General features: G+C 66.5%; 18 protein-coding genes. 4 read left to right on the top strand and 14 right to left on the bottom strand.

Annotated elements, in window-relative coordinates:
• Positions 1-89: 89 nt before the first annotated feature.
• The gene (locus WIT60_RS14205) at positions 90-1,934 is read right to left on the bottom strand and encodes a bifunctional metallophosphatase/5'-nucleotidase (RefSeq protein WP_339584540.1); all 1,845 of its coding nucleotides are present in this window, start codon (positions 1,932-1,934) and stop codon (positions 90-92) included.
• Between the two features lie 133 nt (positions 1,935-2,067).
• Between WIT60_RS14205 and WIT60_RS14200 the strand changes: the two genes are divergently transcribed.
• From WIT60_RS14200 to trmL, 3 genes are all read left to right on the top strand, one after another.
• The gene (locus WIT60_RS14200; protein WP_339584539.1) at positions 2,068-3,693 is read left to right on the top strand and encodes an HDOD domain-containing protein; all 1,626 of its coding nucleotides are present in this window, start codon (positions 2,068-2,070) and stop codon (positions 3,691-3,693) included.
• A gap of 156 nt (positions 3,694-3,849) precedes the next feature.
• Positions 3,850-6,609, top strand: a complete 2,760-nt coding sequence (locus WIT60_RS14195; RefSeq protein ID WP_339584538.1) for a bifunctional diguanylate cyclase/phosphodiesterase — start codon at positions 3,850-3,852, stop codon at positions 6,607-6,609.
• A gap of 8 nt (positions 6,610-6,617) precedes the next feature.
• On the top strand, positions 6,618-7,088 hold the full coding sequence (trmL, locus tag WIT60_RS14190) for a tRNA (uridine(34)/cytosine(34)/5-carboxymethylaminomethyluridine(34)-2'-O)-methyltransferase TrmL (protein ID WP_339584537.1): 471 nt from the start codon (positions 6,618-6,620) through the stop codon (positions 7,086-7,088).
• 27 nt (positions 7,089-7,115) lie between these two features.
• On the opposite strand, the gene WIT60_RS14185 is transcribed toward trmL, so the two are convergent.
• The 4 genes from WIT60_RS14185 to WIT60_RS14170 form a co-directional block, all read right to left on the bottom strand.
• Positions 7,116-8,120: an NAD(P)H-dependent glycerol-3-phosphate dehydrogenase gene (locus WIT60_RS14185; RefSeq protein WP_339584536.1), complete on the bottom strand. Its 1,005-nt coding sequence runs from the start codon at positions 8,118-8,120 to the stop codon at positions 7,116-7,118.
• Positions 8,121-8,124: 4 nt separating this feature from the next.
• Complete coding sequence (gene secB, locus WIT60_RS14180; RefSeq protein ID WP_339584535.1) at positions 8,125-8,574, bottom strand: protein-export chaperone SecB; 450 nt, start codon at positions 8,572-8,574, stop codon at positions 8,125-8,127.
• A 232-nt stretch (positions 8,575-8,806) separates the two neighbouring features.
• Positions 8,807-9,067: a glutaredoxin 3 gene (gene grxC, locus WIT60_RS14175; protein WP_339584534.1), complete on the bottom strand. Its 261-nt coding sequence runs from the start codon at positions 9,065-9,067 to the stop codon at positions 8,807-8,809.
• Positions 9,068-9,182: 115 nt separating this feature from the next.
• Entirely contained in the window at positions 9,183-9,599 is a 417-nt protein-coding gene (locus tag WIT60_RS14170; RefSeq protein WP_339584533.1) for a rhodanese-like domain-containing protein, read from the bottom strand.
• Between the two features lie 118 nt (positions 9,600-9,717).
• Here WIT60_RS14170 and gpmA point away from each other — a divergent pair, with 118 nt between their 5' ends.
• The gene (gpmA, locus tag WIT60_RS14165; RefSeq protein WP_320362110.1) at positions 9,718-10,461 is read left to right on the top strand and encodes a 2,3-diphosphoglycerate-dependent phosphoglycerate mutase; all 744 of its coding nucleotides are present in this window, start codon (positions 9,718-9,720) and stop codon (positions 10,459-10,461) included.
• A gap of 19 nt (positions 10,462-10,480) precedes the next feature.
• On the opposite strand, the gene WIT60_RS14160 is transcribed toward gpmA, so the two are convergent.
• The 9 genes from WIT60_RS14160 to WIT60_RS14120 form a co-directional block, all read right to left on the bottom strand.
• Complete coding sequence (locus WIT60_RS14160; RefSeq protein WP_339584532.1) at positions 10,481-11,485, bottom strand: endonuclease/exonuclease/phosphatase family protein; 1,005 nt, start codon at positions 11,483-11,485, stop codon at positions 10,481-10,483.
• Between the two features lie 60 nt (positions 11,486-11,545).
• Positions 11,546-12,451: a carbohydrate kinase family protein gene (locus tag WIT60_RS14155; protein ID WP_339584531.1), complete on the bottom strand. Its 906-nt coding sequence runs from the start codon at positions 12,449-12,451 to the stop codon at positions 11,546-11,548.
• Between the two features lie 21 nt (positions 12,452-12,472).
• Positions 12,473-13,849 carry a zinc-ribbon and DUF3426 domain-containing protein gene (locus tag WIT60_RS14150; protein WP_339584530.1) on the bottom strand — a complete coding sequence of 459 codons (1,377 nt, stop codon included), beginning with the start codon at positions 13,847-13,849 and terminating at the stop codon, positions 12,473-12,475.
• A gap of 9 nt (positions 13,850-13,858) precedes the next feature.
• On the bottom strand, positions 13,859-14,803 hold the full coding sequence (gene prmA / locus WIT60_RS14145) for a 50S ribosomal protein L11 methyltransferase (RefSeq protein ID WP_339584565.1): 945 nt from the start codon (positions 14,801-14,803) through the stop codon (positions 13,859-13,861).
• A 19-nt stretch (positions 14,804-14,822) separates the two neighbouring features.
• Complete coding sequence (gene accC, locus WIT60_RS14140; RefSeq protein WP_339584529.1) at positions 14,823-16,172, bottom strand: acetyl-CoA carboxylase biotin carboxylase subunit; 1,350 nt, start codon at positions 16,170-16,172, stop codon at positions 14,823-14,825.
• 15 nt (positions 16,173-16,187) lie between these two features.
• Positions 16,188-16,655 (bottom strand): acetyl-CoA carboxylase biotin carboxyl carrier protein, encoded by a 468-nt coding sequence (gene accB, locus WIT60_RS14135; protein ID WP_339584528.1) that lies wholly within the window; start codon positions 16,653-16,655, stop codon positions 16,188-16,190.
• Between the two features lie 81 nt (positions 16,656-16,736).
• Entirely contained in the window at positions 16,737-17,186 is a 450-nt protein-coding gene (gene aroQ / locus WIT60_RS14130; protein ID WP_339584527.1) for a type II 3-dehydroquinate dehydratase, read from the bottom strand.
• Between the two features lie 139 nt (positions 17,187-17,325).
• A complete protein-coding gene (locus WIT60_RS14125; protein WP_339584526.1) occupies positions 17,326-17,994 on the bottom strand; it encodes a TlpA family protein disulfide reductase in 669 nt (222 codons plus the stop codon).
• Positions 17,995-18,029: 35 nt separating this feature from the next.
• Positions 18,030-18,620, bottom strand: a complete 591-nt coding sequence (locus tag WIT60_RS14120) for a hypothetical protein (RefSeq protein ID WP_445207708.1) — start codon at positions 18,618-18,620, stop codon at positions 18,030-18,032.
• Between the last annotated feature and the right edge of the window lie 92 nt (positions 18,621-18,712).

Genomic DNA, 18,712 nt, shown 5'->3' with positions numbered 1-18,712 from the left:
GATGGGCATGACGGTGGCATGACGGCGGAGGGCGCCCTGCCACGACACACCCCGGCCCGCGCCGGGCGGGCCTGAGCGGGCGGTGGGGGTCAGTCGGCGGCCAGCGTCACACCTGCCTTGGTGATCACGGTCTTGTGCGCGTAATCGCCGCGGGCGGGGCGGCTGATGCTTTGTCCCAGAGCGGTTTGCGCCTGCACATAGTCCACGAAGGTCTGGGTGTACAGCAGGTAGTTGTTCACGTAGTTGCCGCTCGCATAGATCGGACCAAAGGAGGTGTAGCCATCCTTGCCGCTGGCGATGAAGTCATTCGTGGCTACGGTGTAGACCTTGACCAGGCTCAGGTTCGACCAGGTACCCGTCTGGCGATCACGCACCTCCAGGTTGCTGAAACGTGCACCCTTGGCCTGGCTCATGTCGAGATCCCATCGCAGGCCTGCCGCATAGGGATGCCCGCCGTCCGACAGCCCGCCATCCAGGTGGCCCGATGCGGCATCCTCCAGAACGTCCTTCAGCTGTTGACCGGTGACCTTCATCTCCACCAGCACATTGGTGAAGGGCAGCAGGGTGAAGGCCGTGTCCATGCTCAGCGTGCCTGCCGCCACGGCAATGCGCACACCACCGGCATTTTGAACCGCCACATCCGCGGCCAGGCTGCCCGCCAGGAAGGCCTCTGCGACGATCTGTGTGATGTCGCTGCCGCGTGCAAACTGGGCGGAGCTTTCGCAACCGGCCACCCCGGCCGAGCGGGTGGTGCCGGGTACACGGACGAGGCACAGGGCCTGCGAGGCGGTGCCGATGGTTTCGGCCTTCTTCACGGCCACCTGGTCGGCATAGGTCTTCAAGAGCGTGCTGGCCGCCGTGTCCGGGTTGATCACGCGCACCGCCGGGCTGCGTTGCAGGCTGCTCAGGATGGCGGCTTGCGTGGTCTCATCGACCGCGCTGCCGCCACGCTTGAAGTTGGCCCCCACCAGCAAGGAGGCCTGGCCGCTGCACGCGCTGATCTCTCCCTTGTCGTTGAAGCGCAGCCTCAACTCGCCGATGGCCTTGGCGTACTCCCAGGCCTGGGCCACACACACCGGCTTGCCATCCTTGTTGGTGACCTGGGTCGGGTAGGCGCCCGAGCTGCTCAGGCCGAAGGCCTGGAAATCCCCCAGCAGGGAGTGCGAGTCACCGCCCACGATCGCATCCACATCGGTCAGTTGCGTGGCCAGGGCCTTGTCGGCTTCATAGCCCATGTGACTCAGCACCACGAAGTGGCGCACGCCCTGTGCCTTGAGCGTGTCGATGGTGCGTTGGGCGGCCGTCGCCTCGTTTTCGAACACCGTGGTGGCCAGCGGCCGTGAGGACTGGGTGGTCTTGCCCTGTATCGTCAGACCGATCACGGCCACACGCACACCTTGAATGGTCCTCAGGGTGTAGGGTTGGATGTAGTCGTTGCTGCGCTGGCTGGCCAAAGGCGTGCCCACCTGAGGTGTCACATTGGCCGCCACGATCGGCGTCTGACAGCTTCCGGCGCGCAGGTGATCCAGAAACACCTTCAGGCCTGCATCGCCATCGTCGAACTCGTGGTTGCCCAGCGTCATGGCGTCAAAGCAGACGGTGTTCATCAAGTCCGCGTCAGCCTGTCCCTTGAACAGCGTGTAGTAGAGCGTGCCGGTGATGGCATCGCCGGCGTGCAGCTTGATGACATCGCTGCGGTTGGCGTAGCTGTGGAAGGCACTGGTCAACCGGGCAAAGCCGCCGAGTTCCACCTGGGTGTCCACGCCGTCGATCTTCAAGGTGGTGTCTGCAAACGGGGCCAACTGCGAGTGCGTGTCATTGACGTGGGCCACGGTCACGTCCACAGGAGGGAAGGTGGGCGCATCCGAACCACCTCCGCAGGCGGTGAGGGCGGCGACGGACAGGGCCAACAAAAGCGAGGTGTGGGGTTTCATGAGGCAGCGTGATGACAGTTTCTGTAACGATCTGTCGATGGTGCGCAGGCCCCGTGAAATCCCCATGACATGCGGATGATGGGCTGATGACGGAGACCTTGAGGTCTAATTGGGGATCGAGGACACTCCCACCATGCCGGTCAGTTCGCCCACCCCACCCGTATCCACCGAAGAAGAAGCCCATCTCACGCTGGAGTACCTCTTGCGTCGCATGCGCTTCAAGAGCGACTTTCCCGCCCTGGGCACTTCGATCACACGCATCCAGGCTTTGTCCGGCTCCGAGAGCGAGAGCCTGCACACGCTGTGCGATGAAATCCTCAAAGACGTGGCGCTCACGCAAAAGCTCTTGCGTGTGGTCAACACGGCCCATTACCGCCGTGCCGGCACCGATCCCATCAGCACCATTTCGCGCGCTGTCAGCCTGATCGGCCTGGCCGGTGTGCGCAACCTGGCACTGTCCCTCATGTTGCTCGAGCACATGGAGGACAAGGTCCATGCGCAGCAACTCAAGGTCGAGTTCTTGCGCACCGTCATGGCAGGCACGCTCGCCAGCGAGTTGTCGCACCAGCCTCGCGAGGCCGAAGAGGCCTTTCTGGGCGCCCTGTTTCGCAACCTCGGTCGCCTGCTGGTGGCGTTTTACCTGCCTGAAGACGCCGAGCAGATCCGCGTCCTGACCTCTGGCGAAGCCGAGTCGGGCGAGCGCCTGACCGACGCACAGGCCTCCCACAAGGTCCTGGGCGTCAACCACGAGCAGCTGGCCGGGCACGTCGGCAAGAGCTGGGGGCTGCCCGACGGTTTGCTGGCCTGCATGCGCTCGCCCGAAGGGCGCGTCCCCACCCGTTCGCTGGCGGCCCGCCCCGAGCGCCTGTGGTGGCTGGCCAGCATGGCCAACCAGATGGCGCAGACCATGCTCGATACCGAGCCGGTCCAGCTGGGCGATGCCCTCAACGACATCGCACGCACCTACGGGGCCGCCCTGGATGTCACCTCCGGCGAGGTCAGCCAGGCTGCCGGGCGAGCCCGCAAGCGGCTCACCGAGTTGACCCAGGCGCTCAACCTGAATGTGCCAGCACGCTCTCCCGGTGAGCGCCTGCTCGACACCTATTACGTCGATGCCCCCAACAGTGGTCAGGGCGAGGGCCCCAGCCCCGATGCCCTGGGGCTGGGCGACGACAGCGGCACCCTCGCACCCGAGCTGCCGCCCCCCGCCGTCGACACGGCCAGCATCCTTTCCAACGGCATCCAGGACATCACCAACTCCCTGGTCGAGTCTTTCCGTCTCAACGATGTCTTGCAGATGATCCTGGAGACCATGTTGCGGGCACTTCACTGCCGTCGTGTGATCTTCTGCCTGCGCGATGCCCGCACGGGCCAGCTCACCGGCCGTCTGGGGTTGGGGGAGGGGGCGGACGCGGTCAGCGCCTTGTTCAAAGTGCCGCTGGTCCTCCGCCCGGGTGACACCCCCGATTTGTTCTCGGCCGTTTGCCTCAAGCAGGTGGACACCCTGATCGCAGATGCCAGCGCGCCCAACATCGTCAACCGGCTGCCCACCTGGTTCCGCGACCGGGTCCAGGCTCCGACCTTCCTGTTGCTGCCACTGGTCATGAAACGAGCCGGTCAGCCCGACATGGTGCTGGGCCTGATCTATGCCGACAAGGGGCAGGTGGACAGCCTGCAGATCAGCGACAAGGAGCTGTCGCTGTTGCGAACCCTGCGCAACCAGGCTGTGATGGCCTTCCGTCAGGCCGCCAGCGGCTGAATTCTTGTGCCAGATCAAGTCTGGCAACTGGATGCACGGTAGGATCCACCCCCTCGTCCGGGGGGTCTCCGCGGCGCGGTGAACGATGTTGACGGGGTGGATCTTGCAGGACGGATGGCTGGGTTGTTGGGACGTGCGCGTCAAGCGGAGAGGGGCATGAGCGGCACGGCCTGGCGCTGGCCTCAGCCTGCACGCACGCTGCCCACCGATCGCATGGCGGCCGCCGCCAGCACCCAGCCCGTCCGCTTGATCCTGCAGGTTCTGCGGCCCGCTGCGCTCGCGCTCCTGGCCGTCGTGGCGCTCTTCCTGTTTGGTGTCTCGCGCTACCTGCACAGCGTCGAGGTCCGCCGGACCGAGGCCTTTGCTCAGCATGCGGTCGCCATGTGGCAGCACCTGCGTGAGCAGCAACTGGGTCAATTGCGCCTGTTGTCCACCAACCTGACCAGTGATCCCCTCATCGCCCAGGCCATGCGTGAGGCCGATGTCCCACGCCTGCAGGCCCTGATCCGGGAGCGCTTCGCCTCCCTGCGCCAAAGTCACGGCGTCTCACACGGCTACTTCATTGATCCGCAACGCCAGGTGTTGCTGCGTGCGCATGACCCCGGTCACCGCGGTGACCTCATTGAGCGTCGCACCCTGCTCGACGCCATGTCCACCGGCAAGCCCGTGGGCGGCATGGAGTTGGGGGCCTTGTCCACCTTCACCTTGCGCCATGTCCAGCCGTGGTTCGTGGACGGCGTGCTCATTGGCTACCTGGAGCTCGGCTCCGACGCCGACTGGTTCATCCACGAACTCAAGCGGCTGCTCAAGCAGGACATGGCCCTGCTGATCGACAAACGTCACACCAGCGAAGCCCGCTACAAAGCGGGGCAACGCGTCTTTCACCTGCCGGGGCAATGGGGCGATGATGCCCAGGTCGTGGTGCTGGGCCAGACCTTGCCGCACCTGCCCGGTGGGCTGCTGCCAGCGTGGCGTGAACTGGCCTTGCAAGGGGCTGGCGGCGTCATGGATGTCAGCGATGCCAGCCAGGCTTGGTCGGTGGCGGTGCGCCCGCTCACGGACCACGGCGGGCGCGAACTGGCGTCCTTGGCCGTGCTGCGCGATGTGGCCGCCGAGCGGGCCGAAGAGGCGCATCAGCGCCTCAACCTCGCTGCGGCCGGGACCGCTGTGGTGGCCTTGCTCATGTGCGTGCTCTTTTTGCGCGTGCGCGCCGCCGAAGACTGGATTCGGCAATCGGATGCGGCCCTGCGTCTGGCCGCAGCCGCCTTCGAATCGCAAGAGGGCATCATGGTTCTCGACGAGCGGGGGGCCATCTTGCGCGTCAACCAGGCCTTCACCGACATCACCGGCTACAGCTTCGACGACGTGAGGGCGAAGCGGCTGGATGCCTTGCGTGCACCGGATTGCCCCGCCCCCCTGACGGCGCACATCCAGCAGCAACTGCGCCAGCACGGCCACTGGTTGGGGGATGTGCGCAGCCAACGCCGTCAGGGGCAGACCTTCGATGCCCGTCTCAGCCTCACCCTGGTGCGAGGGCAAGGCCGTGAGCCCAGCTTGTGCGTGGGCAGCTTCTCCGACGTCACCGAGCACAAGGCCGCCGAGGCCCGCATCGAGCAACTCGCGTTCTTTGACACGCTCACGGGGCTGCCCAACCGACGCCTCTTGCAGGACCAGTTGCAGCAGGTCCTGGTCGCGTGCCGACAACAAGGGCAGACCGGTGCGGTGCTCCTGATCGATCTGGACGACTTCAAAACCCTCAACGACACCCTCGGTCACGACATGGGCGATTTGCTGCTGCAGCACATGACCGCCCGCCTGCAGACCTGTCTGGGCGAGCAGGACACCCTGGCCCGTTGGGGTGGGGACGAGTTCGTCGTCGTGATGCAGGGGCTCAGCCCCGTCCGTGCGGAAGCCGAGGGGCAAGCCCGCTCGCTGGCGGCGCGTTGCCTAGGACTGCTGTCGCAGTCTTGCGACTTGGCCGGGCAGGAGTACCACACCAGCTGCAGCATCGGCGTCACATTGTTCGGTGCGGCGATCCCGCTCAGCCTCGACGAGTTGATGCGCCAGGCCGACCTGGCCATGTCCGAGGCGAAGCAGGCGGGCCGTCACACGCTGCGCTTCTTTGACCCCGAGATGCAAGCCGCCTTGAACCGCCGGGCGGCGCTGGAGGCCGACATGCGTCGCAGCCTTCAGCGTGAGGAGTTTCGACTGCACTATCAGCCCCAGGTGGACGCCACGGGGCGCATCTTCGGTGCCGAAGCCCTGGTCCGTTGGCCGCATCCCGAGCGCGGCATGATCTCGCCGGCCGAGTTCATCCCCGTTGCCGAGCACGCCGGCCTCATCCTGCCACTGGGTGAATGGGTGCTGGAGACGGCGTGTCGCCAGCTGGTCGCCTGGGCGCGTGAGCCCGGCTTGGCCCACCTCACCGTGTCGGTCAACGTCAGCGTGCGACAGTTCCGTTTGCCCGATTTCGTCGACATGGTGCTTGGCGTGCTGGCCCGCACCGGCGCCAACCCGCATCGCCTCAAGCTGGAGCTGACCGAGAGCGTCCTGATCGACGACATGGAGGCGGTCATCGAGCGCATGGGCACGCTCAAGGGGCATGGCGTGGGCTTCTCACTCGACGACTTCGGTACCGGCTACTCGTCGCTGGCCTACCTCAAACGCCTGCCGCTCGACCAGCTCAAGATCGACCAGTCCTTCGTGCGCCACGTCCTCAGCGACCCGCACGACGCCTCGATTGCCCGCACCGTCGTGGCCCTGGCCGACGCCATGGGGCTGGCAGTCATCGCCGAGGGTGTGGAAACCGAAGCCCAGCGCGACTTCCTGCTGCAACATGGCTGCCGCTGCTACCAGGGCTACCTGTTCGGCCGACCCATGTCGGCGGCGGCGTTTGCGCAGTGCGTGCAGGGATAATGCGGGCCATGTTCCGCATCGTCCTCGTCGAACCCGAAATCCCGCCCAACACGGGCAACGTCATCCGTCTGGCGGCCAACACCGGCTGCGAGTTGCACCTGATCGAGCCGCTGGGCTTTTCGATGGACGACAAGTTGTTGCGCCGCGCAGGCTTGGACTATCACGAGTACGCGCCGGTGCGTCGCCATGCCAGCTGGCAGGCCTTTCTCGAGGCGATGCAGCCCGACCCCAGCCGCATGTTTGCCTTCACCACGCGCGGCAGTCGCCCTTTTGGCGAGGTGGCCTGGCAGCCGGGCGATTGGTTCGTGTTCGGTTGTGAAACGCGGGGCCTGGACCCCGCCTTGCGCGACGGCTTCCCACTGGTGCAACGCGTGCGCCTGCCGATGCGTCCGGAGCAGCGCAGCCTGAACCTGAGCAACGCCGTGGCCGTGGCGGTCTTTGAAGCGTGGCGTCAAAACGGCTACGCGGGCAGCGTCTGAGCTGACCCGCGCAGTCTCGGCCTCAGTTCAGAAAGCGCCGCCCTCGGCCTTGGCCTCGCGGCTCATCAAGGCACCCACGGCTTGCGCCGGGCTGAGGCGGTCGTCCAGCACGGCCACCACCGCTTCGGTGATGGGCATGGACACGCCCAGGCTCTGCGCACGCTGCCACACGGTGGCGGCGCTGTAGACCCCTTCGGCCACATGGCCCAGGTCCTGCAGGATCTGCGGGAGCTTCTTGCCCGTGGCCAGTTGCAGCCCCACGGTGCGGTTGCGCGACAGATTGCCGGTGGCCGTCAGCACCAGGTCGCCCAAGCCCGACAGGCCCATGAACGTGTCGGCACGGGCGCCCAGGGCCACGCCCAGGCGGGTCATCTCGGCCAAGCCACGCGTGATCAGCGCGGCGCGGGCGTTCAGCCCCAGGTTCAGGCCATCTGCAATGCCGGTGGCAATCGCCAGCACGTTCTTGACGGCGCCTCCCACCTCCACGCCGATCGGGTCGGTCGAGGTGTACACGCGCAGGCTGTCGGAGTGGAAGGCGGCCACAGCCTGTTCGGCCAAGGCCGTGTCACGGCTGGCTGCCACCAGGGCGGTGGGCTGGCCCAATGCCACCTCGTTGGCAAAGCTTGGGCCCGACAGCACACCGTTGCGTGCGTGCGGACGCAAGGCTTCGGCAATCTCGCGGCCCAGGCGGCCACTGCCTTTTTCAAAACCCTTGCACAACCACAGCGCGGCGGCATCGTCGGGTAAGCTTTGCAGCATGCTGCCCAGCGCCGCCATGGGTGTGCCGATGATGACCAACCCGTCAGTGCCACGCGCATGCGCCACGGCCTCGTTCAGGTCGTGGGTCAGGCGCAGGCTGTCAGGAAACGGTGCGTCGGGCAGATAGCGCGTGTTGCAACGCGCCGCCTGCATGTCGGCGACCTGTGCGGCGTCGCGGGCCCACAGCAGCACCTCGGGGTGGTGCCGCGCGGCGCTGATGGCCAGCGCCGTGCCCCAGGCCCCGGCTCCCAGAATGGCGAGCTTGGTGCCCATCCGCTCAGGCGTTGCCGGCGGCAGCGGCTTGCTGCAGCTGGGCTTCGTACATGGCCTGGAAATTCACTTCGGTCAGGTGCACGGGCGGGAAGCCGGTGCGGTTGATCACGTCGGCCACGGTGGCGCGCAGGTAGGGGTAGACGATCTGCGGGCAGGCGATGGCGATGATCGGCTGCATCTGCTCTTCCGGCACGTTGCGGATCTCGAACAGACCGGCTTGCTTGGCCTCGACCAGGAACAGGGTCTTGTCATTGACCTTGGTGGTCACGGTGGCGGTCACCGACACTTCGTACAGACCGTCTTGCACCGGCTCGGCGTGCAGGTTCAGCTGCACGTCCACCTGGGGCTGGCCTTGTTCCAGCAGGATCTGGGGTGCATTCGGCAGTTCCAGCGACAGATCCTTCAGATAGATGCGCTGAATGCTGAACGAAGGTTGGTTGGCTTGGTCGCTCATGAGAAATCCTTGGTGTGCGGGTGATCAATCCAGGGCGCTGCACATGGCACGAAAAGTTCAGGCCAGTCAGGCAATCGCCAAGGATTATGAACCAGCCCGATGACGCCTCTGTTGGGCGCAAGTCATGACACCCGAGGAAGTCTCGGCGTGTGGCCCCCACAAACAGGCGGGGGCGGGGCGCAAGAGCGCGTGGATGCCCGCCAGACGGGCTGTGTCAGCTCGGTGCGTGGTCTCAGTCGCCGTTGAGCAGCGGCAGCAGGCCGCCTTGCTGATCCAGGGCGATCAGGTCATCGCAGCCGCCCACGTGGGTCTCACCGATGAAGATCTGCGGCACGGTACGGCGGCCCGTGATGGTCATCATGTGCTCGCGCTGCGCCGGATCCAGGTCGATGCGGATCTCTTCGATGGCCTCGACCCCACGCTGCTTGAGCAGCATCTTGGCCCGCTGGCAGTAGGGGCAGACCTGGGTGGTGTACATCTTGACGGCTTGCATGGTGTCGTGGATTCGGTGAAATCAAAAAAATTGGGACGGCAGAGAGATTGTCTCCGCAGTCCCAAGTCCGCCTGATCTGTGTGGAGATCAGGCACCTGTGGCAGGCAGGTGGCGATCAGGCCTTTTCGGTCGGCAGGTGCGCTTCGCGCCAGGCCTTCAGGCCCCCCGACAGCGACTGGGCGTTCTCGTAACCCATCTTCTTCAACTGCGCCACGGCGCGGGCCGAGCGCGTACCGGCCGCGCACACCACCACCAGCGGCAGGGCCTTGTTCGACGGCAGGCCCTTGCCTTCGGCCAGCTGACCCAGCGGGATGTTTTTGGCGCCGGTGACGTGAGCGGCGGCAAACTCGGCCGGCTCGCACACGTCGATCACCACGGCCTTTTGTTTGTTGATGAGCTGGACAGCCTGTGTCGGTGTCAGGCCGCCGCCTGCGCCGCCCGACCGGATCTGCTGCCACAGCAAGATGCCGCCCGATGCGGCAGCGGCCACGATCCAGTACCAGTTGGCTGTGATGAAGCTCGAAGAATTCATGCAAGTGCTCTCTTGTCTGTCCGCGAGCAAGATGCCACGGGTCGTGCGCGATTATAAAATCGCTGGTTGCCCGGCCGGTCTGCACCGGCCCACTTTCACCTCGATGGGATCGCACGTCATGTACAAACTCGTCCTGATTCGCCACGGCGAATCCACCTGGAACCTCGAAAACCGCTTCACCGGCTGGGTCGACGTCGATCTGACGCCCACCGGCGTGTCGCAGGCCATGTCGGCAGGTCAGCTGCTCAAGGCCGAGGGCTACGAGTTCGACATCGCCTACACCTCGGTGCTCAAGCGTGCCATCCACACCCTGAACTACTGCCTCGACGAGATGGACCGCATCTGGTTGCCGGTGGTCAAGAGCTGGCGCCTCAACGAGCGCCACTACGGTGGCCTGCAAGGTCTGAACAAGGCCGAGACCGCCCAGAAGCACGGCGACGCGCAGGTGCTGGTGTGGCGCCGCAGCTATGACACCCCGCCGCCAGCGCTGGATGCCAACGACCCGATGGGCCAGCGTCAGGACCTGCGTTACGCCGGCCTGCAGCCTGATCAGATTCCGCTGACCGAGTGCCTCAAGGACACCGTGGCCCGCGTGCTGCCGTACTGGAACGAAGAGATCGCCCCGACCATCAAGGCTGGCAAGCGCGTCGTGATCGCTGCCCACGGCAACTCCATCCGCGCCTTGGTCAAGTACCTGGACAACATCAGCGACGACGACATCGTCGGCCTGAACATCCCCAACGGCATCCCGCTGGTGTACGAACTGGACGCCGATCTCAAGCCCATCAAGCGCTACTACCTGGGCGACGCCGAAGCCGCTGCCAAGGCCGCCGCGGCCGTGGCCACGCAAGGCAAGGCCTGATCGGCCAATCAGGTCAGCCTCAGTCGGCTGACCAGATCAAGGGGCAGTGGTCGGAGAGTTGTCGGCCACGGTCCTGTGGGTCATACGACAGGCGCGTCATCCGCAAGGTGGCGCGCCTGTTCTCATATCGGGCCTTCAGGCTGTCGCTGAGCAGGATGTCGTCGATGTAGCGGCTGTGCCGGTCATCGGCATCGCAGGGCAGATACGGTTGACCAGCGGTGACACGGTGCAGCACGGCGCCGCGAGGCTGATCGTCGCTCCAGGCGGGCAGCAGGTTCAGCGGCGCGTTTTCGTCCGGGCCGGCCGCGCGGCGCTCATCCTGGTCCAGGTGGCGGTTGAAGTCGCCCAGGATGGCAAACGCCACGCCTTCCCGCACGCGTTGGTCGATCCATGCCTCCACCACCGGGGCCTGGCGTTGCAGCCCGCGACAGGAGCTGAACTCACGGTCCAGGTCGCCGCGGAAACAGCCGCTTTTCAAATGCACATTGAGCAGGCGGATCTCGTGGGCCGTGCCGGGGTAGATCGTGAGGTCGGCGCCGGCGCGTGAGCCCCCGTCTACATCCAGCGCGCTGAGCTCACCATTGCAGCGGTAGGGCACGCCCTCTCGGATGGCAAAGCCCACTTTCTGTGGGTGCGCGCGGCGCTCAAAGCAGTCCAGCTTCCAGCCTTGGCGAAACACCTGCCGAGCGGCCTCGGGGCCGTCCACCTCCTGCAGTGCCACCACATCCACGCGGCGCGGGGTGTGCAGGGTCTGTGCGGTACGCGCCAGCGCCTCCAGATCGGCCTGGGTGCGTGCGGGCGGGGGCGTGCGACCCGGCGTGCAGGGCAGGGCGCGTTCATGGCTGCGCGGCTGCTGGCGTTGGCAGCGCACGCTCAGTTCGGCCTGGGTGGCCGGAGTCATCAGCCACTCCAGGTTCCAGGTGGCCAGGCTCAGGCTCGCACCCGTCGCGGTCATGCGGCCACCGTCAAACCAGCCCGCATGGGCTGACCAGGCACCCACCGCGGCCAGGCACAGGGCAGCCATCCATCGGCGGGGGTGAGCCCCGCGTTTGCGACGCACGTTCGTGTCTCAGGCGCGGCGCGCTCAGACGCCCAGCGCAGCGCGGTCGAGCGTGTAGTTCTGCGGGCCGGCCACAGCGATCTTGATGGCGCCAATGCGGTTGGCCAGCGCCACCGACTTGACCAGGTCCCAGCCTTGCGACAGACCGAACAGCAGGCCGCCACGGAATGCATCGCCACAGCCGGTCGGGTCGACCACGGCCGCGGCCTTGACGCCGGGCACATGGGTGACCTCACCCTGCACATACACATTGCAGCCCTCGGCACCCAGGGTCTCGATCAGGCCGCGCAGGTGACCGCGCGACAGCTCTGCCAGGCTCTGGCCGGTGCGCTCGGCCAGCATCTTGCCTTCGTAGTCGTTGACCGCCACCCAGCTGGCCTGGCTGACGAAGCGCAGCAGTTCCTCGCCGTTGAACATCGGCAGACCTTGGCCCGGATCGAACACGAAGGGGATGCCGGCGGCCTGCAGTTGTTCGGCGTGCTCGATCATGGCGTCGCGGCCATCCGGGGCCACGATGGCCAGCTGGATCGCCGGGTTGGCTTCGATGCGCTGGATGTGGGCCTGGCCCATCGCACCGGGGTGGAAGGCCGTGATCTGGTTGTTGTCCTGGTCGGTGATGATGATGGCCTGGGCCGTGTAGTCGTTCTCGACCGTGTGCACGTGCTGCAGGCTGATGCCGAGGTTTTCCAGGTGGTTGCGATAGAGCACGCCGTCCTTGCCCAGCGTGGCCATGATCAGCGGCTCGCCGCCGAGCTGTTGCAGGCTGTAGGCGATGTTGCCGGCGCAGCCCCCGAACTCCTTGCGCATCGAGGGCACCAGGAAGGACACGTTCAGGATGTGCACCTGGTCGGGCAGGATCTGCTGCGCGAAACGGCCGGGGAAGGTCGTGATGGTGTCAAAGGCCAGGGAGCCGCAGATCAGGACGGACATGGTGGGTCTCGTGTAAGGGAATCAGGGGTAGAACAGCTCGGCGGTGTAGCCGGCGGGCTGCAGGGTCGGGGCGCGGAGGTGCCAGACCAGCGTGGTGCTGCGCTGCGGGGGCACGGCACTCGGGCGCGCCCCAAAGCGTGTCGGGGGCTCGCCACCGTCGTGCCACAGGGCATCGGTGGGCGAGAAGCTGCGTCGGGCCACCACGCTGCCGGCGATGTCGGTCAAGGTCAGGTCGACGTTGGGCCAGGCCACGGCCACGTTGGCGCGGTTGCGCACCACCACGGTCAGACGGTAACGGTGCGGCCCCTCGGAGTCGGCGCGCAGCAAGGTCGCGCTGTCCACCTGCAGGTCGTCGATGCGCAGGGGCGGCCGCAGCGTGCAGTGCGCCAGTTCGCACCACGAGGTCAGGGCGTCACGCCAACTCGGGTGTTGGGCGGCCAGGTTGTCGCGGAACTGGTGCACGATCTGCGCGCCCAGGGACAGCAGCAGGGCCAGGGACAAGCCGGTGAGCACGCCACGAACCGAGGGCTGGCGCCAGAAGGCTTGCCGTTGCGCCTGACGGATGAAGGCCGGCGTCTCGGTCTGGGGGATGGCTCGGGAGGCTTTCTTGGGGGCGGGCTTGGCCGAAGTCTTGGAGGGCGCGGCCGGGGGGGGGCTCAAAGGTGCAGGGGCCGAAGGCGGGCTCTCCTGGGATGCTGAAACGAAGCGCGAGGCTGATGGCGTCGCCTCGTCGCTGGGCTCGGAAGCGGTCGGCATGGCCAGACCGTGGGCTTCGGCCTCGGCATCCAGCAGCGCGTCGGGCGGGAACTCGGCGTCGGCGAATTCTGGGCCCGGTGTGCGGTGGCGCGGCACGGCCCGCTCCCGGCTCGACGGCATCAGGTAGCGTGAGTCCAGGGCATCGGCCTCGTCGGTACTGGGCAGATCGGACTCTGGCAGCGGTGGGGGTGCCAGCGGGGAGGGGGCGGACGCGCTTGGCGCGGAACGGACGGGCGGAGGCGGCTCGTCAAAGGCCGCCGGCGCAGGTCGGCGACCCCAGCTCATCTCTTCCGCGGGGACCCGGGTGTCGAGCTCGAAGTCGGTGGTGGCCGGTACGGGCCGGGGCGGCTCGGGCGGCAACTCGTCTTCGGTCAGGCGGCCGAAGCTTGGCGCTGGGGCAGGCTGAGGTGGCGGTGCCGCAGGGGCGGCACGCGGTGCACTGACCGCGGCCGGCTCAGGCGTCGGAGGTGCCGGCGTACGGCGAGGCGGTGGCGCCTCGCTGTCCATGTCGAACAGGGTCGGCAGGGCGTTGAAGACCTCATGACAGCGGCCACAACGCACCCAGCCTTCAGAGACCTTCAGTTGGTCTTCGACGATCTTGAAGATCGTGCCACAGTGGATGCATCGGGTCGCCAGGCTCATAAGGCCCGTTTATGCCATTGATTTGGCCGGTTTTTGCGCCGTCATGAGGATCCACCCCTCTTCGGCGTTGGCGACCTGCAACTGCAGGCCCACTTCCGCGTAGGCGTCCTTGAGCTCCTGCTCCTGGCGCGCCAGGATGCCGGCGAGCACCAGATGGCCACCTGGTGCCACGTGACCGGCCAGCAGCGGCGACAGCATCTTCAGCGGCGTGGCCAGGATGTTGGCCAGCACCACCGGGTAGGTAGCCTGGGCTTCGCCGATCACATCGGGCAGGCCGGCCACGATGGGCAGGCTGCCGTCGGCGGCCTTCAGGTGCGCCAGGTTGGCTTCGGCATTGGCCACCGTGGCCTCCACCGCGGCCGGGTCAATGTCGACCGCGTCCACCACGCCCGAGCCATGCAGGGCTGCGCCAATGGCGAGGATGCCCGAACCACAACCGTAGTCCAGCACGCGCTGGCCCTGGTAGGCCGCGCTGTTTTGCGCGATCCACTTCAGGCACATGCGGGTGGTGGGGTGGGTGCCAGTGCCAAAGGCCAGGCCTGGGTCCAGGCGCATCACCGTCTTCGCCTCAGGGGGGACTTCGTGCCAGGTCGGCACGATCCAGAAGCTGTCGGTGATGGGCACGGGCTTGAACTGGGACTGCGTCAGGCGCACCCAGTCCTGCTCGTCCACCGGCTGGATGCCCTGGACATGGATGTCCGTGGCCCAGTCCTGCGCCAGGATCAGGGTGGCGGCCTCCAGGGCCTCGGCCTCGCTCGGGAAGAGGCACTTCAGGGTCGAGCGCTGCCAGGCTTCTCGGGGCACCGGCATGCCGGGCTCGCCCCACAGGGCTTCTTCGTGCTCGGTGTCGGCGTCGGCGTCTTCCACCGAAACCGACAGGGCGTCGATTTCCATGAGCGCATCGCTCAGGGTTTCGACTTCGGCCTCTTTGGCCAGCAGGGTCAGTTCAAACAATGCCATGGGTGTGCTGACCTCAACGCTTGCGCGCTGCCATCCAGTTTTCGAGGTAGTGGATGTCGGTGCCGCCTTCGACGAACTTGGCGTCCACCATCAGCTCGCGGTGCAGCGGGATGTTGGTGTTGATGCCTTCGACCACGGTCTCCGACAGGGCGGTGCGCATGCGGGCCAGTGCCTGGGCACGCGTATCGCCGTGCACGATGATCTTGCCGATCATCGAGTCGTAGTTGGGCGGCACGAAGTAGTTCGTATAGATGTGCGAGTCCACGCGCACGCCGGGGCCACCGGGGGCGTGCCAGGTCGTGATGCGGCCGGGCGAGGGAATGAACTTCACCGGATCTTCGGCGTTGATGCGGCACTCGATGGAGTGGCCGCGCAGCTCGATCTGGCGTTGCGTGAAGGGCAGCTTTTCGCCGGCCGCCACGCGGATCTGCATCTGCACGATGTCCACGCCGCTGACCTGTTCGGTCACCGGGTGTTCCACCTGCACGCGGGTGTTCATTTCAATGAAGTAGAACTCGCCGTTTTCATACAGGAACTCGAAGGTGCCCGCACCGCGGTAGCCGATCTTCTTGCAGGCGGCGGCGCAGCGGTCGCCCACCTTCTCGATCAGGCGACGGGGGATGCCCGGGGCCGGCGCTTCTTCGATGATCTTCTGGTGACGGCGCTGCATGGAGCAGTCGCGCTCGCCCAGCCACACGGCGTTCTTGTGCTGGTCGGCCAGGATCTGGATTTCGATGTGGCGCGGGTGCTCCAGGAACTTTTCCATGTAGACCTGCGGGTTGCCGAAGGCGGCACCGGCTTCGGTCTGCGTGGTCTGCACGGCGTGCAGCAGGGCGGCTTCGGTGTGCACCACGCGCATGCCGCGGCCACCACCACCACCGGCGGCCTTGATGATGACCGGGTAGCCGATGGAGCGGGCGATGCGGATGATTTCCTTGGGGTCGTCGGGCAGGGCGCCTTCGGAGCCGGGCACGCAGGGCACGCCGGACTTGATCATGGCCTGCTTGGCCGAGACCTTGTCACCCATGATGCGGATGGACTCGGGGGTCGGGCCGATGAAGGTGAAGCCGGACTGTTCGACGCGCTCGGCGAAGTCGGCGTTCTCGGACAGGAAGCCGTAGCCGGGGTGGATGGCCTCGGCGTCGGTCACTTCCGCGGCCGAGATGATGGCCGGCATGTGCAGGTAGCTCTGGGCCGAGGGGGCCGGGCCAATGCAGACGGCTTCGTCGGCCAGCTTGACGTACTTGGCGTCGCGGTCGGCTTCGGAGTAGACGACGACGGACTGGATGCCCATCTCGCGGCAGGCCCGCTGGATGCGCAGGGCGATCTCGCCGCGGTTGGCGATCAGGATTTTCTTGAACATGGCGAAGTCCCCGCCTTATTCAATGATGAACAGAGGCTGGCCGTATTCGACAGGTTTGCCGTTTTCCACCAGGATCTTGGAGATCACGCCGTCCTTGTCGGCTTCGATCTCGTTCATGATCTTCATGGCTTCGATGATGCAGACGGCCTGACCGGCCTTGACGGTGTCGCCCACTTCGGCGAAGGCCTTGGCGCCCGGGCTGGAGGCGCGGTAGAAAGTGCCGACCATCGGCGAGGTCACCACGTGACCAGTTTCGACAGCAGGTGCGGGGGCTGCAGCGGCGGCCGGGGCGGCTTCGGCAGCGGCCGGGGCAGCCGCAGCAGCGGCGACCGGGGCGGCTTGCGGAGCAGCCTGCATCATGACCACGGGGGCGGCACCCGCCTTGACGATGCGGACTTTGCCGTCGGCCTCGGTGATTTCCAGCTCCGAGACGTTGGACTCGGAGACGAGGTCGATCAGTGTTTTGAGTTTACGCAGGTCCATGGTGTTTGACTCCAGCAAAGCAGTGAGCGGTGTGCGCTCAGTAGAAACAGGCGACAGTGAGCGCGATCCGTGTGGGATCGGTCAGCCGCGAGACGGGGCGCCCAGACGGTCCAGGGCGGCGTCGAGGGCATGGCGATAGCCCGCCGCACCCAGCCCCACGATCACGCCTTCGGCGAGATCGGAGAAATAAGAGTGGTGACGGAAGGGCTCGCGCCGGTGAACATTGGACAGGTGCACTTCGATGAAGGGCAGGGCCACGCCAGCCAGGGCATCGCGCAGGGCCACGCTGGTGTGCGTGAAGGCTCCGGGGTTGATGACGATGAAGCGCGTGCCGTCGGTGCGTGCGGCGTGGACGCGGTCGATCAGGGCGCCTTCGTGGTTGCTCTGAAACGAGGTGAGCGTGGCGCCGCGCTGCATGGCGTGTTCGGCCAGGCTGCCGTCAATCTGCGCCAAGGTGGTCGACCCGTAAACCTCAGGTTCGCGGGTGCCCAACAGGTTCAGATTGGGGCCGTGGAGGACAAGAACTTGCATGTGCTTCTGGCAAACCCTTACACCGATACTGCAACGGTGGCAGAAGTTAGGCCAAGAAAATCAAAGTAGGCGGATTTTAGCCACAAATGATTGGGCGACCAGATATTTCTTGAGTCTGACTGGATGTCGGGGTTTTCGGTCAGACCGGCTGGATGCGCCGGGCCTGTTCGCTCAGTCGCGCCAGATCGGTGGCGCCCATGATGCGATGTCGAACGCGTCCTTGTGCGTCGATCAGGACCGTGAAGGGCAGGCCCCCCACGGTGTTGCCCAGGGTCTGGGCGAGTTCGGTGCCGCCAAAGCCGGCGAGCCCGATGTCGAATCCTACCTGTACTTTGGCCAGAAATTCGCGCACCGGTGTCGGGCCGTCCACCGCCAGTCCGACGACTTTCCAGCCTTTTGCGCTGAATTCGCGGTGGAAGCGGTCCAATTCCGGCATTTCCTTGACGCAAGGGGGGCACCAGGTGGCCCAAAAATTCAACACGATCGGATGACCTTGCAGTGCACGCCAAGCGAGCGGGGCGCCTTGAGGGGTGTCGAATTGCTGCTGCCAGAAGGCGGCGGTGAGCTGGTCGCCCTCGATCAGCGGTGCGCTGGCGGGCACCTCGGCGGAGGGGGGCTCCTGCTCAGCCGCGGCGGTGTCGGTGGCGGGGAGGCTGTTCCTGCGCCAGGCCAGCCAGCCGCCAGCCAGTGCCGCGCCGAGTCCCGCCGTGACCAGCAGCGCCCGGCGTGCCTGTCCGCGCTGGGAAGCGGCCGACGAGGGCGTCGCGGACGAGGCAGGAGCGGCGGGCAGGTGGCGGCGGGCGGTCATGGGAGGCGGCAGTGGGTGTGGGAGGGGCGGGCGCGTCAGGAGGCGATGTCCAGCAGGCGGCGCAGGGCGGGCAGGTCGCCGCGCTCGCTGCGACCTTGGGCATCGGGTTTGAGCGCGCCGCGCAGGTCGTCGGCATCCAGGATGGTCAGGTGCAGGCCAATCGGCTCGTTCAGGGCTGGGCAGGGCACGGTCAGGCTCAGGCGGTCCACCGGCTGGCCGCGTGGGCCGGGTGCGCTGCCGACGTCGTAGTCCACGCCCTGGTTGAGCAGCATGATCTCGGCGGACTTGCTGTCGTCGCAGTAGAGCTGCAGGTGGATGTCGTTCAGGCGGGTGGCCGTGCCGCGCCAGACGGCACCGGTGAGGTGGGGACGGAACTCCGCCAGGCGTTCCATCCAGAGCGCCGCCAGTTCGCGCAGGGCGCGCAGTTCGGCGGGCTGGGTGTCGGCACAGAACACCTGCAGGTATTCGAACACGGCCGACTCCACCTGGTCGTTGTCCGGCAGGTCGCCCCGGCCGGTCAGGCCCAGTTGTTTGGCGGCACGGCGCTTGGCGGGGCCGTACTCCATGCCTTCTTCCACGACGATGCGGGCGGCGGTGTGGGCGATTTCGATGCTGGCGCTGCTCATCATGGGGGCATTGTGACCGGTCTGCAGGTCAACCGGCGAGGGACATGAAAAAGCCCGGTCTGCGCGAGGGCAGCCGGGCTGTGTCAGTTCGC

This window comes from Aquabacterium sp. G14 (assembly GCF_037482285.1).
Classification (GTDB): Bacteria; Pseudomonadota; Gammaproteobacteria; order Burkholderiales; family Burkholderiaceae_C; genus Aquabacterium.
This window is presented reverse-complemented; position numbering and strand designations above follow the sequence as displayed.

What these genes read in the sequence shown, in the direction of transcription:
- WIT60_RS14205 (WP_339584540.1), bottom strand. Translation starts at nt 1,934, where the DNA reads ATGAAACCCCACACCTCGCTTTTGTTGGCCCTGTCCGTCGCCGCCCTC.
- WIT60_RS14200 (WP_339584539.1), top strand. Translation starts at nt 2,068, where the DNA reads ATGCCGGTCAGTTCGCCCACCCCACCCGTATCCACCGAAGAAGAAGCC.
- WIT60_RS14195 (WP_339584538.1), top strand. Translation starts at nt 3,850, where the DNA reads ATGAGCGGCACGGCCTGGCGCTGGCCTCAGCCTGCACGCACGCTGCCC.
- trmL (WP_339584537.1), top strand. Translation starts at nt 6,618, where the DNA reads ATGTTCCGCATCGTCCTCGTCGAACCCGAAATCCCGCCCAACACGGGC.
- WIT60_RS14185 (WP_339584536.1), bottom strand. Translation starts at nt 8,120, where the DNA reads ATGGGCACCAAGCTCGCCATTCTGGGAGCCGGGGCCTGGGGCACGGCG.
- secB (WP_339584535.1), bottom strand. Translation starts at nt 8,574, where the DNA reads ATGAGCGACCAAGCCAACCAACCTTCGTTCAGCATTCAGCGCATCTAT.
- grxC (WP_339584534.1), bottom strand. Translation starts at nt 9,067, where the DNA reads ATGCAAGCCGTCAAGATGTACACCACCCAGGTCTGCCCCTACTGCCAG.
- WIT60_RS14170 (WP_339584533.1), bottom strand. Translation starts at nt 9,599, where the DNA reads ATGAATTCTTCGAGCTTCATCACAGCCAACTGGTACTGGATCGTGGCC.
- gpmA (WP_320362110.1), top strand. Translation starts at nt 9,718, where the DNA reads ATGTACAAACTCGTCCTGATTCGCCACGGCGAATCCACCTGGAACCTC.
- WIT60_RS14160 (WP_339584532.1), bottom strand. Translation starts at nt 11,485, where the DNA reads ATGGCTGCCCTGTGCCTGGCCGCGGTGGGTGCCTGGTCAGCCCATGCG.
- WIT60_RS14155 (WP_339584531.1), bottom strand. Translation starts at nt 12,451, where the DNA reads ATGTCCGTCCTGATCTGCGGCTCCCTGGCCTTTGACACCATCACGACC.
- WIT60_RS14150 (WP_339584530.1), bottom strand. Translation starts at nt 13,849, where the DNA reads ATGAGCCTGGCGACCCGATGCATCCACTGTGGCACGATCTTCAAGATC.
- accC (WP_339584529.1), bottom strand. Translation starts at nt 16,172, where the DNA reads ATGTTCAAGAAAATCCTGATCGCCAACCGCGGCGAGATCGCCCTGCGC.
- accB (WP_339584528.1), bottom strand. Translation starts at nt 16,655, where the DNA reads ATGGACCTGCGTAAACTCAAAACACTGATCGACCTCGTCTCCGAGTCC.
- aroQ (WP_339584527.1), bottom strand. Translation starts at nt 17,186, where the DNA reads ATGCAAGTTCTTGTCCTCCACGGCCCCAATCTGAACCTGTTGGGCACC.
- WIT60_RS14125 (WP_339584526.1), bottom strand. Translation starts at nt 17,994, where the DNA reads ATGACCGCCCGCCGCCACCTGCCCGCCGCTCCTGCCTCGTCCGCGACG.
- WIT60_RS14120 (WP_445207708.1), bottom strand. Translation starts at nt 18,620, where the DNA reads ATGAGCAGCGCCAGCATCGAAATCGCCCACACCGCCGCCCGCATCGTC.